General features: G+C 58.4%; 16 protein-coding genes and 1 pseudogene. 9 read left to right on the forward strand and 8 right to left on the reverse strand.

What is annotated here, in order from left to right:
- Nucleotides 1-205: 205 nt before the first annotated feature.
- Complete coding sequence (locus AC4GMC_RS14610; protein WP_487877324.1) at nucleotides 206-1,198, reverse strand: helix-turn-helix transcriptional regulator; 993 nt, start codon at nucleotides 1,196-1,198, stop codon at nucleotides 206-208.
- A 237-nt stretch (nucleotides 1,199-1,435) separates the two neighbouring features.
- On the opposite strand from AC4GMC_RS14610, the gene AC4GMC_RS14615 reads away from it, so the two are divergent.
- Nucleotides 1,436-2,032 (forward strand): hypothetical protein, encoded by a 597-nt coding sequence (locus AC4GMC_RS14615; protein ID WP_487877325.1) that lies wholly within the window; start codon nucleotides 1,436-1,438, stop codon nucleotides 2,030-2,032.
- Nucleotides 2,033-2,045: 13 nt separating this feature from the next.
- Here the strand turns inward: AC4GMC_RS14615 and AC4GMC_RS14620 are convergent, their stop codons facing one another.
- Nucleotides 2,046-3,311 carry a tyrosine-type recombinase/integrase gene (locus tag AC4GMC_RS14620; RefSeq protein ID WP_487877326.1) on the reverse strand — a complete coding sequence of 422 codons (1,266 nt, stop codon included), beginning with the start codon at nucleotides 3,309-3,311 and terminating at the stop codon, nucleotides 2,046-2,048.
- A gap of 591 nt (nucleotides 3,312-3,902) precedes the next feature.
- On the opposite strand from AC4GMC_RS14620, the gene AC4GMC_RS14625 reads away from it, so the two are divergent.
- Genes AC4GMC_RS14625 through AC4GMC_RS14645 form a run of 5 tightly spaced genes read left to right on the forward strand, consistent with a single transcriptional unit; the run spans nucleotide 3,903 to nucleotide 6,499 of the window.
- Entirely contained in the window at nucleotides 3,903-4,151 is a 249-nt protein-coding gene (locus AC4GMC_RS14625) for a helix-turn-helix transcriptional regulator (RefSeq protein ID WP_487877327.1), read from the forward strand.
- On the forward strand, nucleotides 4,148-4,411 hold the full coding sequence (locus AC4GMC_RS14630; RefSeq protein ID WP_487877328.1) for a hypothetical protein: 264 nt from the start codon (nucleotides 4,148-4,150) through the stop codon (nucleotides 4,409-4,411). The genes AC4GMC_RS14625 and AC4GMC_RS14630 overlap by 4 nt, the downstream gene beginning before the upstream one ends.
- The gene (locus tag AC4GMC_RS14635) at nucleotides 4,408-4,803 is read left to right on the forward strand and encodes a VRR-NUC domain-containing protein (protein ID WP_487877329.1); all 396 of its coding nucleotides are present in this window, start codon (nucleotides 4,408-4,410) and stop codon (nucleotides 4,801-4,803) included. Before AC4GMC_RS14630 ends, AC4GMC_RS14635 begins: the two co-directional genes overlap by 4 nt.
- Nucleotides 4,800-5,810 (forward strand): helix-turn-helix domain-containing protein, encoded by a 1,011-nt coding sequence (locus AC4GMC_RS14640; protein WP_487877330.1) that lies wholly within the window; start codon nucleotides 4,800-4,802, stop codon nucleotides 5,808-5,810. Before AC4GMC_RS14635 ends, AC4GMC_RS14640 begins: the two co-directional genes overlap by 4 nt.
- Nucleotides 5,807-6,499, forward strand: coding sequence for a hypothetical protein (locus AC4GMC_RS14645; protein ID WP_487877331.1), 693 nt, complete (start codon nucleotides 5,807-5,809; stop codon nucleotides 6,497-6,499). Before AC4GMC_RS14640 ends, AC4GMC_RS14645 begins: the two co-directional genes overlap by 4 nt.
- A gap of 70 nt (nucleotides 6,500-6,569) precedes the next feature.
- Here AC4GMC_RS14645 and AC4GMC_RS14650 read toward each other — a convergent pair whose 3' ends face one another.
- Together AC4GMC_RS14650 and AC4GMC_RS14655 are read right to left on the reverse strand one after the other, a co-directional pair.
- Nucleotides 6,570-7,670, reverse strand: coding sequence for a HigA family addiction module antitoxin (locus AC4GMC_RS14650; RefSeq protein ID WP_487877332.1), 1,101 nt, complete (start codon nucleotides 7,668-7,670; stop codon nucleotides 6,570-6,572).
- An 11-nt stretch (nucleotides 7,671-7,681) separates the two neighbouring features.
- Nucleotides 7,682-8,017 carry a hypothetical protein gene (locus AC4GMC_RS14655; RefSeq protein ID WP_487877333.1) on the reverse strand — a complete coding sequence of 112 codons (336 nt, stop codon included), beginning with the start codon at nucleotides 8,015-8,017 and terminating at the stop codon, nucleotides 7,682-7,684.
- A 555-nt stretch (nucleotides 8,018-8,572) separates the two neighbouring features.
- Between AC4GMC_RS14655 and AC4GMC_RS14660 the strand changes: the two genes are divergently transcribed.
- Entirely contained in the window at nucleotides 8,573-9,835 is a 1,263-nt protein-coding gene (locus AC4GMC_RS14660; protein WP_487877334.1) for a site-specific DNA-methyltransferase, read from the forward strand.
- On the forward strand, nucleotides 9,832-10,065 hold the full coding sequence (locus AC4GMC_RS14665; RefSeq protein WP_487877335.1) for a DUF7220 family protein: 234 nt from the start codon (nucleotides 9,832-9,834) through the stop codon (nucleotides 10,063-10,065). The genes AC4GMC_RS14660 and AC4GMC_RS14665 overlap by 4 nt, the downstream gene beginning before the upstream one ends.
- A 132-nt stretch (nucleotides 10,066-10,197) precedes the next feature.
- Here the strand turns inward: AC4GMC_RS14665 and AC4GMC_RS14670 are convergent, their stop codons facing one another.
- The 4 genes from AC4GMC_RS14670 to AC4GMC_RS14685 are packed head-to-tail and all read right to left on the reverse strand — an operon-like array spanning nucleotide 10,198 to nucleotide 11,681.
- A complete protein-coding gene (locus AC4GMC_RS14670; RefSeq protein WP_487884530.1) occupies nucleotides 10,198-10,776 on the reverse strand; it encodes a DUF3489 domain-containing protein in 579 nt (192 codons plus the stop codon).
- Nucleotides 10,777-10,811: 35 nt separating this feature from the next.
- Complete coding sequence (locus tag AC4GMC_RS14675) at nucleotides 10,812-11,210, reverse strand: hypothetical protein (RefSeq protein WP_487884529.1); 399 nt, start codon at nucleotides 11,208-11,210, stop codon at nucleotides 10,812-10,814.
- Complete coding sequence (locus tag AC4GMC_RS14680) at nucleotides 11,207-11,488, reverse strand: hypothetical protein (protein WP_487884528.1); 282 nt, start codon at nucleotides 11,486-11,488, stop codon at nucleotides 11,207-11,209. The genes AC4GMC_RS14675 and AC4GMC_RS14680 overlap by 4 nt, the downstream gene beginning before the upstream one ends.
- Nucleotides 11,489-11,498: 10 nt before the next feature.
- The gene (locus AC4GMC_RS14685) at nucleotides 11,499-11,681 is read right to left on the reverse strand and encodes a hypothetical protein (protein ID WP_487884527.1); all 183 of its coding nucleotides are present in this window, start codon (nucleotides 11,679-11,681) and stop codon (nucleotides 11,499-11,501) included.
- A gap of 121 nt (nucleotides 11,682-11,802) precedes the next feature.
- Here AC4GMC_RS14685 and AC4GMC_RS14690 point away from each other — a divergent pair.
- A pseudogene (locus AC4GMC_RS14690) lies at nucleotides 11,803-12,011 on the forward strand (hypothetical protein); the annotation flags it as partial.

Below are 12,011 nucleotides of genomic sequence, written 5' to 3' on the forward strand. Positions count from 1 at the left end.
AGAAAATGATCAGTAGGGCCGCTAAACGGGTTTCAATTGGCTGGGTACAAGTAGGACAAATTTCCATTGCGGACCTTTAATTTTCTTGTTGAACGACAGCTCCGTCCCGCATATCGAACATTGGTGTAGATCGCAATGAATGACCGCATTCCGCCCAAATCGACGATGTGTACAAGTCCCTTTGCAGGCACCAGTGGCCCCCGCATCATGGCAACACGCGAACGGATGCATTCCGGTATGCTACTGCCATCTCACGCAACGCTGCCGGCTCCACCACCTCAACCTCTGCACCCCACTTGGCGAGATGCCAGGCCATCTCGACTTGCCCGCTGGCCTCAAAGCTGACCAGCAGCCCTCCATCCTCCAAGTCGGTCATTTCCTGCTTGGGATGAAACTCGAACACCCTGGCCGTCGGCGCAGCGGCTGGGCTGAACCGCCACACAACGCGGGTAAACTCCTCGTCCGAATGAAACGACCCGAACGATCGAGCAGCGTAAGATTCAAGGTCGAAATCCCTGTCCTTTTCGAACCAGTCATTGGTGATCTCGGCTTTTTCGATGCGATCTATGCGGAAACGGCGCAGTTTGTGATCCTTGGCTGCATCACGGGCAATCAGGTAATGTCGCGTGCCCAGCAAGACCCCATAGGGCTCGATAACGCGCTTGCGCGGTTTGGCATCCTGCGCCCCCTGGTATCGGATGATGAGCCGGAACGGCCCTCTGAGGGCAGCCGAAACGACGTTCAGCACAGCCGGAGAGGTTTTGACCTTCGGGCCTGGGCGGCAGGCATAGCCTTTGGCCTCGAGGATCGCCTCAGCATCCACCTCCATGCTTCGGGCCTGTGCTGACGGCAAGGTTGCCACCAAACGGTCACGCAGGGACCGAAGTGCCTCCACTTCCATATACGCGCCCTCGCGCTCAGCCCGCGTGATGCTAGCCTCGAGTGCGACAAGTTCCCGGCGATAGAGCCCTTGCATGCCGAGCATGCTGGTGTCGCGCAGCTTCCACCGGCGACGCCGCTCGCCGTCCGTCTGATGGGAGATACTTGGGAAGACATCTTTCAGGGCAGCAATCATGCGCTGGGCGGTCCGCTCGTTCACGCTGAACGCTTCGGCGACCTCCTTTACAGTGATGCCACCATGCCGGCTGGCCGACATGCCTGCGAGCTTCAACAGGTCTTGTGCCTTTTGGAACGACATGGCGCTTATCCCCGACAGTTCTTGACGTAGTGCCTGGGTTATAACCCGAGAGAGGACGATTCGTCCTAAGGATGCCGATCGATTGGAGAATTTGGCAGTCGCCGCATGAGCGTGAGTGCGGGGGTGCAGCTTCATGCGGCCTGCACCCCGGAGTTTCTGCCTCGCTGCCACTTGGGCGGCGTCAGCAACTTGCCAGGCCGCCCGCTGTCTTACCTCGACATCAGAACTGGAGCCCACATGGCACTACCTCAAAGAGCATTCTTCACCCTGCATGAAACCGCATCCCGATGGGGCTGCACGATCGCCGACATTGGCGGTTGGGCCACAGAAGGCAAGCTGGACATCGTCACAGGGGTTTCTCTCGCGATCTGCGGCGACGAGAAGGTCTCAGGCAAGATCACGATCTCGCCGATGGACATGCTGCCCCTCTTTCGCCGCAGCGGAACCGGCCCCACGGTCATCAAGCTACAGCGGATCAAGCCCGAGCATTCCCAAGACTGGTGCTACGTCACCGAGCCCGCGGATGGGGTCGAGGTGTCCATCGCGGACCTGTTGATCACCGGTCAGGACGTGCTTCGGTTCGAAGACGAATATGACCTGCTGCGCCGCATTGGCGGCGGCACCGGCGCCCTCTCGCCCTACGACTGGGAAGGCATGTATGTGGCCCTGCTGAAGCGCGTCCACGAACATGGCATTCCAGAGACCCAGGCCGAACTGATAGGTTATCTTCAGGACTGGTTCGCCGATGTGGCCGAGAACGGGGAGATCCCCGACGAAAGCACAATTCGCCGTCGCTTGCGCCCCTTCTGGCGCGCCATGCGCGGCGAGAAGTAAGCGGCCCCAGCTTTTAGGCCCGCTTGGCCTCTTTCTCGGCATCCGCGTCATGCACAATCTTCGGGCGTGGCCGGAACATGCCGGCCACGGCATCGACCCCAGCGCGCAGAGGCGAGTCCATCAAATGCGCATAGCGCAGGGTCGTCTGCATTTGGCTGTGGCCAAGAAGCTTCCCGATCATTTCCAGCGAAGCGCCGCCGCTGACCAAGAGCGAAGCGAATGTATGGCGCAGATCATGGATGCGCACATCCGGCAGATCTGCCTCGCGCTGCACCTTCACCCAAAACCGGCGGATTTCCTTAACGGGCTGGCCCGGCACATCACCGGGGAAGAGCCATGGATTGCCCTTGGGTACCACGAGCGCCCGCTGGCGCACGATCGCTGCCACATCAGCTGAGATCGGCACCCGGTGGATTTTGCGCTGCTTGGTGGTGGCTGCGGGCTTCGACCAAATTCCAAGCTCCAGATTGAATTGCTCGAACTGCGCCTGTCGCACCTCCCCAACGCGGGACCCCGTCAACATGCAGATGCGGATAATGCCCGCGGCGCGTTGATCCTCGGCCGCATCTAGCACTTCGGCCAGTCGGCCGATTTCTTCATGGGAGAGAAAGCGCTCTCGCGCCGTCTCGACGCGTTTTTTGAATCCGGCGGCAGGATTATCGGTGCGCCAGCCCCATTGGATGGCGAGATTGAACATCTTACGCAGCACCTCACCCACGCGATTGGCGCGCACCGGCGTGGGCTTGCGCCCCTGCAGCTTGCGCGCACGATTGTTGGGCTTCGCCTTCGATGGCCGCGCCCTGCCCTCTGCGATCAGGTTCAGAAGCTTTGTCACATCATGCGGCGTGATCTCTGTGACCAGCTTGTTGCCCCAGTGCGGTGCGACCAGTTTGGTCAGGAAGGATTTATGATCAGCCGCGCTTAGGGGCGTCAGAGTCGAGGCATGCTCGATCAAATACCGCTCGATCATGTCGTTGAAACGGGGCGCCTCTCGCAGCGTGTCGCGTTCCTCCATCGGATCTGTGCCTTCGTCGATCAGGCGGCGCAGTTCCCGGGCGCGTTCCCGAGCAGCCGTAACGCTCCATTCGGGCCAGCGCCCGATCGCCATGCGGCGCTGGCGGCCAGCAAAGCGGTAATCCATCACGAAGGACCGCTCGCCAGAGGGCATCACGCGGATGGAAAGCCCCCGTATCTCGGTGTCGAAAACCTGGTAGGCCCGCTCCTCTTCCGGGATCTGCTCACGCACTGTTTTATCATTCAATCGCAATCGGTTGACCATGTTCATACCTCCTTCATGCGCATGACACAGGCGTAGATGCGCAGGCTTATCAAGCGAAGCATGAGGCTTTTGGCGGCATACAGGCGGTGACCGGCGGTGATGCGCCAAAACCCTGCCGGTCATTGAAATCATGGGAGAAATTACCGGGGAGCGTTCATCGCCCTGGGCGAATCTACCGGCCTGCAGAGTATGTTTCGCGCCCCAAAACACGCTCCGCAGGCCATCTCACTCCCTGACCAAGGCCAGATTTTGTAAATTCCGTTTAAAATCAATGACCGGCAAGGGTCCGGACCCCTTGCCGGTTGGGCGAATACTTTTGAACGCACGAGAAACCCGCTGAAACACGGCGAAATCTTGTAAATTGGCCGATTTTGGGCCGTCACGACTCTTCTCCAGCCAATTTGCTCGGCTTCTGCAACGCCCTGCGCCGCAAACTCGACCGGCGCCAAAACAGCAAAAGCTCAATGCTATCAATGACCGGCAGCCATTTGGCGCATCACCGCCGGTCTCCGCCTTCCCGCCACCCTTTCCGCTCTGCGCTTCTGAACACCTGAACTCTGCCCGTGCCGGGCCAAACTCAGGAGAACCCAGATGCCAAACATTGGAACTGCCGCCCGATCCAGTAGCCCGCAGCGCCTGATGAGCGGTTGGATCAGCCGCCCCGACCTCGCCCTTGAGCTTGGGGTCACCGTTGAAACCCTGCACCGCTGGGAGAAGATCCGCTTCGGCCCGCCCTGCGTGCGTGCCGGTCGCAAGATCTATTATCGCCGAGATGCCGTGCAGGAATGGCTGATGCTGCAGGAAGCCCCTGCACCGCGTCGTGCGGGGTCACGCCGATGAGCCTCCCCCTTCCCTTTCGCAAGCCCAGCGCCCGGGACCGTGTCCGCCAGGAGTGGATTGAGGAGCGTCGGCGCGAGGCGCGCATGGTGGTCGCCGATATGGTGCACCATTCAGACTATCTCGTTCGGCTCGCCTGCAATGTGCTGGCCCAGCATGGTGAAACCCCCGAGGAGCGCGAGGACGCGCGCATCCTGCTTGTCGTCCTCGATGCCAAAATGCCGGGGCGGCTGCCCGCGCCAGATCGGGAGGGCCGCTCATGAAGCGACGCGGAACACCAGAAGCAGATCTGCAGCGCGCTGTCGTGACCGCGCTGCGCTTTGCCCTCCCCAAGGGCGCCATCATCCATCACTGTGCCAATGAGGTGACCGAGGCCGGCCCGCGTGGGGCCAAGCGGCAGGCGATACTTGTCGGCATGGGCGTCCATCCCGGATTTGCCGACCTGGTCATCCTATGTGATGGCAAAGTTCTTTTCCTCGAACTGAAATCCCCCAAAGGTCGACTCAGCCCAGCGCAGGAGGCATTCCGTGACGCGGTGCTGGCCCTGGGCTTTGGCTGGGCTCTGGTACGGTCGTTGGACGATGCGCTGGGCGCGTTGGCAGACCACGGGTTCACAACGCGTGTGGCCTCTCCATCTGGGAGGGTCGCACCATGAGCCATGCCGCCACAAACTGGGCCATTCAGCAGCGCGGGCTCAAGCCCACTACCAAGATTGTGCTTTGGCACCTCTGTGACCGGTTCAACCCCGACTTCGGCTGCTTCCCGTCCCAGGAACAGCTCGCCCATGATTGCGAGATCAGCCGATCAACGCTGAATGACCATCTGGCACTGCTCGAGAGCGCTGGGCTGATCCGCCGCGTGCAGCGGCTAAACCCAGGCACCAAGCGACAGATGCCGACCCGCTACATCTTGGCCTGCGAGCCGGGCTTTACCCAAGATCGCGCGGACCCGGGTCCGGAAACCGGACACGGCTCCCAAGCTACCCACACAGGCGAAGCAAAGGATCCGGAAATAACGGCCATTTCTGAGGATAACTCTGTGGATAACCCGCACCTGTGTCCGAAATCCACACACGGAGCCGTGTCCGATTTTGACCCCGACCCGTGTCCGGAAAATGCCGATTCCCGTGTCCGAAATCCGGACAGTAACCTTGTAAGAGAACCAGTAAGTAAACCAGTAAAGGAGGAGGAGGACGCGCAAGCGCGCGAAATCGTCGATGAAGAGTTTTTCGGATCGCTGCTCACGGCGCTGGGCTTTGACCCCGACAGCCCCCTGCCCGGCTGGTGGCAAGGCTGGCCGCCCCGGGAGCATGTCCGGCGCTGGCGGGATGAACTAGGGCTGAGCGAAGCCGAAATCCTCGAGGCGGCAGAAGCGTCGAGGCAGGAACACCCCGAGCCGCCCGACGGGCCAAAGGCGCTAGACCGGGTCATGCAGCGCGCCGCCCAGCGCAAGGCGGATGAAAAATACCGGGGTCGGCGCAAAGCCCGCAAGCCCGCGAAGTCGGAAACCCTACCAATCACCGACTTGCCCGTATTCTACGCCGAGATGGTCAACTCCGATCGCTACCTGCCCGTCAGCGCGATCTCCAACTCCATGCGCGATGCCATGCTGGCCCGGGGCCTCGTGACCGCAGAGCGCCTGCGCGAACGAGGTATCCGATGAAACACGATCGCAATCTTCACACCCACTCCCCACGCACCAGTCATGGGCGACCAAAGCGCGTCATGTCCGTACAGCAGGCGCTGGAATGGGCGTTTCGCGTTGAGCATGCGCAGCTGGAGCTACCCGAGCCGCCCGACCCCGAGCGTGGTCAGGGATTTGGCTTTGGTCTCGAGTACGTCCTCATGCAGAGGGCGGCGCTGGGCTGCAAAATCGACGGCGGCCAGTACAAGATGGGCACCTACACGCACGAGGATGCCGAAGTGATCGCTGCCACCGTGGCTGGGATGCCCGACACCCTCGGCGGAAAGCGCATGGCCATTCGAGTGGCAGAGCTCGCCCGCGCTGGGCTCACACCCGATTGGATGCCAGGGGCTGTGCCGCGCTGTGTCCCTGTGGAAATGAAACGCAATCGGCATGGGGATCATGCAACGACCGTGGTGGTCGGCACCGAGCGCGTTCTATCCCGCGGGAAGTGGCGGACCGTGGAGGTGCGGGCATGTCCGGTGATGTTTCGGCCGGATGCGAAGCAGATTGAGGCAGCGCGGCATGGTTACTCTGAATGGCTAGAAGCGCTTGAATGGATCCTCGATTGCCTCAAAGCAACACCCATACTGCGCGATATCGAATTGGGACGAATATTGCCAAAAAGCAAACCCTGGACCACAAAACGTGAGAACTCAGAGCTGTGAAGTGGAGGGCTAAAAAATAGAGCGCGCATTCAAAAAATGGGCGCTCCAATGCAGAATTGATACTAAGCGTCTATGCGACCCACTCAAGCCTTATTTTTAAGCGATTCAGATGGGACCAAGGGAGAAGTCCCTCTTTCTGCAATCTTCCTACGACTATGCCAGGCGCAATACTTTGTTCTTTTGCGAAGATCTCTATGGCCTCAGAGCTACGAGGGCTTGATACTATGAATTTTTGCCACTCCTTTTCCGGAATGAGAAAATTTGACGCCCAAGTATTTGCCTCCTCCTCAATCGGACTTTCGTTTCCATCTCGCCCATCAACAAAAACATTTCTAAGTTTGTTGTGCTTTTTTCCATGCAGCAAGATATGTGCAGCTTCATGAAAAAAGCTGAACCACAAATGATCGTCTGTTTTGTGACGCGCACTCAACTGCAAAACGGCCTTAGTGGGTGATTGCCACCATGCTGCGCCACTCAACGCTGTACGCGGCAGGGGTTTCACAAGCGAAAAAGCGACGCCGGCGTCGTTGCAAAGCCGAACGGCCTCAGGAATCGCCACATCTATCGAACATCTTGTTAGTTTACGCACCTCGGCCAATGCGGAACGAAATTTTGAGGCTTGGTACTCGGCACACTCTTGTTCTTCAGCGACCAGCTCACCCAAGCGGAACCAAGTGGCCAACGCACTAACCTCGCTTTTAAAAGAACTGGAATGACGATAGGCTATATTGGTCTCACTATATTTTGCCAGCCAAGCATCTACTGACGCCACACCAAAAAAGCTCAGTAGTTTTGAAACGCTATCTGCGACAGAAACTGGCTTAGAAAAACATCCCCGCTTTACCAGGTCGGTAACCGGGAAAGATTTTGCCCACCCTTCCAAAAGCAATGCAGACTCCGCCTCGGCATCACGAGCCTGCTTGAGCTTGTATTTTGCCTCGACGCCAAGCCAGATATTTGCCGAAACTCCTAAAACCTTTTCGAACTGAAGAGCAGTTTCAGGCTCGAGAGAAGCCTTTCCAGAGATAATTTCGCTAATTAGCTTGGGAGACCGACCACAGCGCCTCGCAAATTCTGCATGCGAAATGTTGTGCATCTCTAGTCGCTCCTCAAGCAACCAGCCGGGTGGAACCGCATAAGAAGGGTTAAATTGGTTCTTTTGGTTGGTCATTCTTTCCTCCTTCAGTGGTAATCGACCACCTCAATGATCATCACCGCTGTCACGTCCTGCCTGCTAATTCCACCGTCAGCTACGCGCGGAATTGGATCATGATCTACTTCAAAAACCAGCCGCTCAGGGTGCACTAGATCCACAGCAAACTGTTCATCCCGGTTCTCTGTTAGCTGATGACATCTTTCCGGCTTGTCGACGGGTACCTCGGCTAAGTTCGCGGCCGCCTCAAGGACAGCCATTCGGGTCATGATCGCACGAGCCATACGATCACCATAATCTTTTCTTAGGGCTTTCTCGTCCTCGAACACCTTCTTCATCTTCTTCTTCTTGAAGCTGATATCCATGTGGAGCGCCATTTCGTTTCCTACAAGGTAACGCTTTACAGCGCGCCTGCAAGATCTGCAATGCTTAACAGCACCGTGACGTCTAGGAACTAAGGGATTTTTGGGCTTGGACCATCATCCCCCTTCCCATGGTTCCTCCCCGGGCCTTTGCGTATACGGGGGGGCGCAGCGCGCAAGTTTCCTAGCGACTTGGATTTTCACCGGGGAATCCACTTTGGAAGCCACCCCACCCGCTCGCACTGTTTTATGGATTTATTTCATTGACTTACAATTTTTCAGAGGTGGATTTTAGTATTTTTGTCAAGAATCCACCTAAGCCAGTTTTGGATTCACGGTCTCCAGCTGGGATCCACCAACCCCTAAATGTGACTCCGATTCACATTTTGGTTTGACATTCCTAGCCCCCTTGACGTACCCCTTGATCATCGAAGATTTGCGCCCCGGGGATGACCCTTGCGGGCGCTTTTGTTTTCCTGACATCGCGATCGCTGACACGCCCCTATTTTAGGGCGCGCTCCAATTTGCGACGCCCCTGCCCCGTGAGCCACCAACACCATGGATCTTGTCTTTGCGCCGCGCCAGATTGAGGTCTGGCCGATCGAGAAGCTGCGCCCTTATGCCAAGAACGCGAAGATCCATGGCGAGGCCCAGGTTGCAAAGATTGCGGCCAGCATGGCGAAGTTCGGATGGACTGTTCCCTGCTTGGTCGCGGACGACGGCGAGTTGATTGCCGGTCATGGACGCGTGCTTGCGGCGGGCGCGTTGGGCCTGACGGAGGCCCCTGTCATAAAGCTTGGCCATCTTGATGAGGCAGAACGACGTGCTTACCGGATTGCCGATAACAAGCTGACCGAACTTGGCGAATGGGACGAAGCGATGCTGCGCGACGAGATCGCGGGGTTGCTAGCTGAAGATTTTGACCTCGATCTGCTGGGCTTCTCGGATGAGGATCTGGATGCCTTGCTACAGGATCCAGAGACGGTGAGCGACGAAGGGGCCGTTGAGGGTGAGGATGATATCCCTGAGCCGCCGGTTAACCCAGTATCCGTGACGGGTGATCTCTGGCAGCTCGGGCCGCATCGGCTGATCTGCGGGGACAGCACTAGCGCCGATGTGGCTGGGCGCCTTCTGGACAGCGTCAAACCGCTGCTTATGGTCACCGATCCACCTTACGGCGTGGAATACGATCCCTCCTGGCGCAACCAGGCGGGCGCGGCCAAGACGAAACGCACCGGCAAGGTCCTGAACGACGACCGCGCGGATTGGCGTGAGGCCTGGTCGTTGTTCCCTGGCGATGTGGCCTATATCTGGCACGGCGCCCTGCATGCAGCGACTGTGGCCGACAGTCTGATTGCCGCCGGTTTCACCATCCGCTCCCAGATCATCTGGGCAAAGGACAGGCTGGTGCTCAGCCGCGGCGATTACCACTGGCAGCATGAACCCTGCTGGTATGCGGTACGCGCCAAGGGCAAAGGTCACTGGGCCGGCGATCGCAAGCAGACCACACTGTGGCAGATCGCTAACAAGGATCAGGATGCAGAAACTGTCCACGGGACACAAAAGCCGGTGGAATGCATGCGCCGCCCAATCTTAAACAACTCCAGCCCAGGTCAGGCGGTCTATGAGCCGTTCATGGGATCTGGGACCACGCTCATCGCGGCTGAGACCACCGGGCGCATCTGCTATGGGGTGGAATTGAACTCGGTTTACGTCGATGTCGCTATCGAGCGCTGGCAAGCCTTCACCGGCGAGGAGGCTGTCCTAGCAGACAGCGGCGAAACCTTCGCGGCGCTCAAATCCAAGCGGCTGGCTGCATGATGCAGTCGCGACGCCAATCGCTGATCGAGGCGGTCGCCAATGTCGTGGTCGGTTATGCGCTGGCCGTGATCACTCAGATCGTGGTGTTCCCATGGTTTGGGCTGCAGATCTCTTTCAGGGATAGCACCGCAATCGGAGCAATATTCGTATTGGTCTCGCTTGTGCGCAGCTATGCGATCCGCCGAGTGTTTGAGCGCAAAAAAGAACCAGCCGAAGCTGGTCCTAAGTGAAAGCAGCTTTGCAGCTGAGGCGCCGCAAGGCGATTAGATCGGAAGGTAGTCGATCTGCATCGACAGTCAGATTTAACACGTCCGTTTGCAAGTCTAATTCTGAGGGCGCCATCAAAGAGGAAAACGTAAAGCTCATTTTACCGCGGCAATATTATAGCAACGTCCGCGCTCACGATCATTCGTACTGACAATTTCTAAGCCCAGCTTCTTCTTGAGCGCGCCAGAGATTGCACCTCTCGCCGTATGTGCTTGCCAAGATGTCGCCTCAACAATCTCGGTGATCGAGGCACCTTCGGGGCGCTGCAGCATGTCGATCAACAGGGCCTGCTTGGTACCTTGCCGGATAGAGACCAGCTTAGGCTTAAGGCCTTCACTTGCGTCTGCGGGCACTTCTGTAGATTTGACCGCTGTCTGAGCCTTTCTGATAGTGCTGACTGTGCTCGCGACGACCGGGTCAATGCCGATGGCATCAAGTCCGGCCTCAGTTGCGATCAAGGTCGTGCCATGACCATCGCCGGTCTCACGCCAGAGCGGTTCATGACGCCGGAGATTGGCATCGATCTCTTCAAGCCAGCCGCGCTCGATCATTTTACTGACGGCCATCTTGGCAGCAGCGCCTGCCAACCCCTTGGGCAGCGGCATGGCCAAGTTGCCAGGGCGGGATGCGGCACCTGTGAGAATAATGGTTTGTGTATCGGTGAGTTTGGGCATCGATGCTTCCATATTTTGGGTGTTGATGCGCGCCATCAGTCGGCGGTGTCATTCGCGGCGATAACCGCAAAGTGCTGCACCCAGCCGGTGAGGTATGGCAGTCCCGCGGGAATGCCTTCTTCGCGCTGGGTCTCATTGCTGATCGCCCAGGCCTGCCATTTCTCGATCGCCTTAATGATCGCGGTTTCATTGTTCATGGCGCGGCCTTGCAGCGCGTCAATCACATCATCTGCAAAATGCCGTCCCATGGAGCTGTCCAAAAAATCTCTGATGCCGCGCATCTCATCCTCGGTACCAGCGCCTGTCGCCAAACCGATAAAGGCGCAGGCCACCGTCCAAATCCAATCCGTGGGTCTGTCCCGCAAGGCACAGGCGGTCATCTGCCCGTAGAACCCATAGGCCTCGTTTTGACTGGGCAGAACGAGCTCGGTCATTGCTTTGCCTCCAAATCCGCCCAGGCTCCGTCGTGCCAGACATACAGGTAGCCAAAGGCGCGGGTTGGTCGCGGCAAGACCAGCGGCGCCTGCGGCGGATCGAAACAATCCAGCGCGTCGGCGCTGACTTGCCGGATCTCGCGGGCGGCAAGGATGTCCTCGGGCGTCCAAGCGTGAAGTACCGTCAACATGTGCTCGGGGTAGCCGTCGTAGTGGACGTAGACATGCGCCCATTCTTCGGGTCCAGTCTGTATGGCAATCTGTGCGCGGGTGCTCATTGCATCGCCCTCACTTCTGCTGCTCAAGCAGTGCGAGGAGGACCGCGGCCATGCCGCCGAGGTATTCGCCGCGGCGGAACACGATCTCGTCAATGTGGCCGGCGTTGTCGATCGCAGGGTCAACCGCGAGGTCGTCTGCCATGTGCGGCATCAGGCGTTTGGCTTCGGCGTTGTAGCGGGTGGCAATGGTCATCTGTGTTTCTCCAATCAGGCTATTTGCTTGATGTGAGAATCGCTCGACACGGAAGTCTAATCAACTCAAATAGACGTATTTATCCGTTTAATAACAATACCCTGAGGCTCTGGAGCAGGTCATGGAAGGACTATCTGAACGCGGCTACGCCGAGCATGCGGGGATCTCCCGTGGCGCTGTGCAAAAGGCGCGCAAGACCGGTCGCTTGGTGCTCTTTGCCGATCGGTCAATCAACGCAGCAGCCTCAGATGTACGTCGTGGAGCGGCGACTGATCCGGTGCGTGTTTCGCGGGATGGTGGGCACAGATTTCATCTGATCGTGGGCAGTGA

This window comes from Thalassobacter sp. (genome assembly GCF_982993085.1).

Bases quoted from the DNA above. Each gene is read 5' to 3' on its own strand.
- AC4GMC_RS14670 (WP_487884530.1), bottom strand. From the start codon at position 10,776: ATGCCCAAACTCACCGATACACAAACCATTATTCTCACAGGTGCCGCA.
- AC4GMC_RS14675 (WP_487884529.1), bottom strand. From the start codon at position 11,210: ATGACCGAGCTCGTTCTGCCCAGTCAAAACGAGGCCTATGGGTTCTAC.
- AC4GMC_RS14640 (WP_487877330.1), top strand. From the start codon at position 4,800: ATGAGCCATGCCGCCACAAACTGGGCCATTCAGCAGCGCGGGCTCAAG.
- AC4GMC_RS14660 (WP_487877334.1), top strand. From the start codon at position 8,573: ATGGATCTTGTCTTTGCGCCGCGCCAGATTGAGGTCTGGCCGATCGAG.
- AC4GMC_RS14680 (WP_487884528.1), bottom strand. From the start codon at position 11,488: ATGAGCACCCGCGCACAGATTGCCATACAGACTGGACCCGAAGAATGG.
- AC4GMC_RS14625 (WP_487877327.1), top strand. From the start codon at position 3,903: ATGCCAAACATTGGAACTGCCGCCCGATCCAGTAGCCCGCAGCGCCTG.
- AC4GMC_RS14655 (WP_487877333.1), bottom strand. From the start codon at position 8,017: ATGGATATCAGCTTCAAGAAGAAGAAGATGAAGAAGGTGTTCGAGGAC.
- AC4GMC_RS14685 (WP_487884527.1), bottom strand. From the start codon at position 11,681: ATGACCATTGCCACCCGCTACAACGCCGAAGCCAAACGCCTGATGCCG.
- AC4GMC_RS14665 (WP_487877335.1), top strand. From the start codon at position 9,832: ATGATGCAGTCGCGACGCCAATCGCTGATCGAGGCGGTCGCCAATGTC.
- AC4GMC_RS14620 (WP_487877326.1), bottom strand. From the start codon at position 3,311: ATGGTCAACCGATTGCGATTGAATGATAAAACAGTGCGTGAGCAGATC.
- AC4GMC_RS14645 (WP_487877331.1), top strand. From the start codon at position 5,807: ATGAAACACGATCGCAATCTTCACACCCACTCCCCACGCACCAGTCAT.
- AC4GMC_RS14615 (WP_487877325.1), top strand. From the start codon at position 1,436: ATGGCACTACCTCAAAGAGCATTCTTCACCCTGCATGAAACCGCATCC.
- AC4GMC_RS14630 (WP_487877328.1), top strand. From the start codon at position 4,148: ATGAGCCTCCCCCTTCCCTTTCGCAAGCCCAGCGCCCGGGACCGTGTC.
- AC4GMC_RS14635 (WP_487877329.1), top strand. From the start codon at position 4,408: ATGAAGCGACGCGGAACACCAGAAGCAGATCTGCAGCGCGCTGTCGTG.
- AC4GMC_RS14610 (WP_487877324.1), bottom strand. From the start codon at position 1,198: ATGTCGTTCCAAAAGGCACAAGACCTGTTGAAGCTCGCAGGCATGTCG.
- AC4GMC_RS14650 (WP_487877332.1), bottom strand. From the start codon at position 7,670: ATGACCAACCAAAAGAACCAATTTAACCCTTCTTATGCGGTTCCACCC.